Origin of the sequence: Aeromonas sp. 602658, from assembly GCF_049173005.1 — a bacterium.
Classification (GTDB): domain Bacteria; phylum Pseudomonadota; class Gammaproteobacteria; order Enterobacterales; family Aeromonadaceae; genus Aeromonas; species Aeromonas veronii_A.
This window is the reverse complement of record NZ_JAAKRF010000063.1, coordinates 1-2,930: the sequence shown is the minus strand read 5'-3', so window position 1 is coordinate 2,930 and position 2,930 is coordinate 1. Positions and strand designations below refer to the sequence as shown.

General features: G+C 58.5%; 3 protein-coding genes and 1 pseudogene. 3 read left to right on the top strand and 1 reads right to left on the bottom strand.

The annotated features are described in order from the left end of the window. Window positions 1-1,059 (top strand): magnesium transporter (locus G5253_RS20420; protein WP_421204163.1); only part of this gene is annotated, 1,059 nt, incomplete at its 5' end. On the opposite strand, the gene tnpA is transcribed toward G5253_RS20420, so the two are convergent. Further along, a complete protein-coding gene (tnpA, locus tag G5253_RS20415) occupies window positions 979-1,383 on the bottom strand; it encodes an IS200/IS605-like element ISAs26 family transposase (protein ID WP_041211383.1) in 405 nt (134 codons plus the stop codon). The genes G5253_RS20420 and tnpA overlap by 81 nt on opposite strands. A gap of 57 nt (window positions 1,384-1,440) precedes the next feature. Between tnpA and G5253_RS20410 the strand changes: the two genes are divergently transcribed. Together G5253_RS20410 and G5253_RS20405 are read left to right on the top strand one after the other, a co-directional pair. Continuing rightward, window positions 1,441-2,667: an RNA-guided endonuclease InsQ/TnpB family protein gene (locus G5253_RS20410; RefSeq protein ID WP_102948631.1), complete on the top strand. Its 1,227-nt coding sequence runs from the start codon at window positions 1,441-1,443 to the stop codon at window positions 2,665-2,667. 52 nt (window positions 2,668-2,719) lie between these two features. Continuing rightward, window positions 2,720-2,930 (top strand): annotated as a pseudogene (locus G5253_RS20405) (metallophosphoesterase family protein); the annotation flags it as partial.

Below are 2,930 nucleotides of genomic sequence, written 5' to 3'. Positions count from 1 at the left end.
CTGGCCCGTCGGGACCTGCTGGCCATCCTGCGCAGGCTCGACGAGCACGATCGCAAGACTCTGATCGTCCGGCTGCCGGACCCCACCCGCAAAGCCTTCCAGTCCCTGCTGGCCTGGCCGAACGAGTCGGTGGGGGCCAACATGCGCCACGAATACCTGGCAGTGGAGGCCGATGCGACGGTGGAAAGCGCCAAGCAGCTGATCCACGGGGCCTGGGATCAGGCCAGGCTGTTCGGTCATCTCTATGTGGTTGACGGCGAGCAGCGCCTGCTTGGCAGCGTCTCCCTCAAGTCGTTGCTGATCGCCGATCCTCTGCTGCCGGTAGGGGACCTGATGGAGGGGGAGGCGGTGCGCATCAACGCCCGGGCGGATCAGGAGCTGGCGGCCCGCCTGCTCATTGACCGCGACCTCTCGCTCCTGCCGGTGGAAGATCAGGGGCGTCTGGTGGGGGTCTTCCACGTGGACGATGCCGCCGACATCCTGGAGCTGGAGTCCACCGAGGATGCGGAGCTGCAAGGGGGCTCCTCGCCGCTGGATACCCCCTATCTGCAGGCCACCCCCTGGCAGTTGTGGCGCAAGCGGGTGGGCTGGCTGCTGATCCTGTTCGTGGCGGAAGCCTACACAGGCACCGTGCTGCGGGCCTTTGAAGAGCAGCTGGAGGCGGCCATCGCCCTGGCCTTCTTCATCCCGCTCCTCATCGGTACCGGTGGCAACAGCGGTACCCAGATCACCACCACCATAGTGCGTGCCATGGCGGTGGGGGAGGTGAGCCTGAAAAACCTCGGCACCGTGCTGAAAAAGGAGATCTCCACCGGTCTGCTCATCTCGGCCGCCATCGCGCTGGCGGCCTGGGTGCGGGCCTGGAGCCTGGGGGTGGGGCCCGAGATCGGTATGGTGGTGACCCTGACCATCGTCGCCATCTTAAATGCGAAAGGGGACTCCCTCCGACGTAGGTGGGAGGGGAATTTCGCCGGGGCGTCAGCCCCGCTGGTTTTGAATGTATTGCTTGATCACCTCCAACGGTGCTCCGCCGCAAGAGCCCGCAAAGTAAGAGCGTGACCAGAGTACGGGTTTGCTGTAAGCACCTCTCAAGTCCAGAAATTCATTACGCAGTCGCCTTGATGTGACCGCCTTTAACGAGTTCACCAGTACCGATAGCTGCACCGTTGGCGCGTACTCTATCAGCATGTGAACATGATCAGCCTCTCCGTCACACTCTTTCAGTTCCGCACCAAAATCTCTGCAAACCTCTGCCGCACACTGACTGAAGGAGGCGTGATGCAGATCCCCCAATATCGGCTTTCGATACTTGGTGATAAACACCAAATGTACGTGCAAAGCGTAGGCCGCATGGCGTGATTTATTAATTTTAGTGAATTGCATTCTGTCACTCAATCGGGCTTAATAGATATGGCAATAATGCTACACACTGAGCGCTAAATGCAAATTCTGAAAGCCTACAAATTCCGACTCGAACCGACCGAACAACAAGCGCAACGCCTGCGCCAGTTGGGCGGTTGTGCTCGTTATGTCTGGAATCACGGGCTGGCAGAAACCAAACGCATTCTGGATGCTGGCGAAAAACTGCCTTCTGCCTTTGAGCTGAACAGGATGCTCACCAGTTGGAAGAAAGACCCAGAAATGGCCTTTCTGGCCGAGGCATATACCGACAACCTCCAGCAGAAGCTCAAGGATTTGCATGGCGCGTGGATGCGCTGCTTTGATAAGAAACTCGCCGCCAAGGCACCCGTATTCAAGAAAAAAAGCGACAACCGCGACGCTATCCGGTTCGTCAACTTCGACAAGTATTGCCGCCTTGAAAAGGGTCGCGTGAAGCTGCCTGCCGGGCTGGCGTGGGTCAAGTTCCGTCAGTCCCAGCCAGTTGAAGGGAAAATTAAAAACGCGACCGTCAGCCAAGCAGCCGGGCACTGGTATATCTCCTTTCAGGTCGAGCAGGAGACGTCCGAGCCAATTCACCCCTCCGGCTCAATGGTCGGGCTGGATGCGGGGATCGCCAAGCTCGCAACCCTGTCAGATGGCACGGTGTTTGAGCCCGTCAACAGCTTCAAAACCAATCAGACCAAGCTGGCAAGGCTCCAACGCCAGTTGAGCAAAAAGGTAAAGTTCAGCAGCAACTGGAAGAAACAAAAAGCCAAGATCCAGCGGCTGCACTCACATATCGCCAATACCCGCCGCGATTACCTTCACAAGGTCACAACGACTATCAGCAAAAACCACGCGATGATCGTCATTGAGGATTTGAAGGTTGCCAGCATGTCAAAATCAGCAGCGGGCACGACCAGCCAGCCGGGGCGCAACGTCCGGGCAAAATCAGGGCTGAATCGTTCGATATTAGATCAGGGCTGGTTTGAGCTGCGCCGCCAGCTCGAATATAAGCAGGCATGGCGAGGCGGTCAGGTGTTGGCGATAAACCCGGCCTACACCAGCCAGCAGTGCGCCTGTTGTGGGCATACTGCGAAGGATAACCGCCAGACGCAAAGCCAGTTTAAATGCGCTGCGTGTGGTTATGAGGCGAACGCCGATGTGAACGGCGCTCGCAATATTTTAGCGGCGGGACACGCCGTTTTAGCCTGTGGAGGCGTGGTGCAATCAGGCCGCCCGATGAAGCAGGAACCCGGTACTGCGCGAGCAGCTATCACCCAGTAATGGGAATCCCCCTCCTGTGACGCGAAGCGCTAAGGTGGGGGAGGATGTCAACACGGCGCCCTACAACCAGCTACTGGTGGATGGGCGGCGTTGGTTTGTCAGCCACGGTCATCTCTATGAGTCCGGCAACGTGCCCCTGCCAGCAGGGAGCCTGTTCATCAGCGGTCATACCCATGTGCCTGTGCTGCGCCAGGAGGGAGAGATTTTCCTGATGAACCCGGGGTCTATCTGTTTTCCAAGGGGCGAGTGGGTGGCCAGTTATG

Coding starts and splice junctions, on each gene's coding strand:
- tnpA (WP_041211383.1), bottom strand. CDS start 1,383: ATGCAATTCACTAAAATTAATAAATCACGCCATGCGGCCTACGCTTTG.
- G5253_RS20410 (WP_102948631.1), top strand. CDS start 1,441: ATGCAAATTCTGAAAGCCTACAAATTCCGACTCGAACCGACCGAACAA.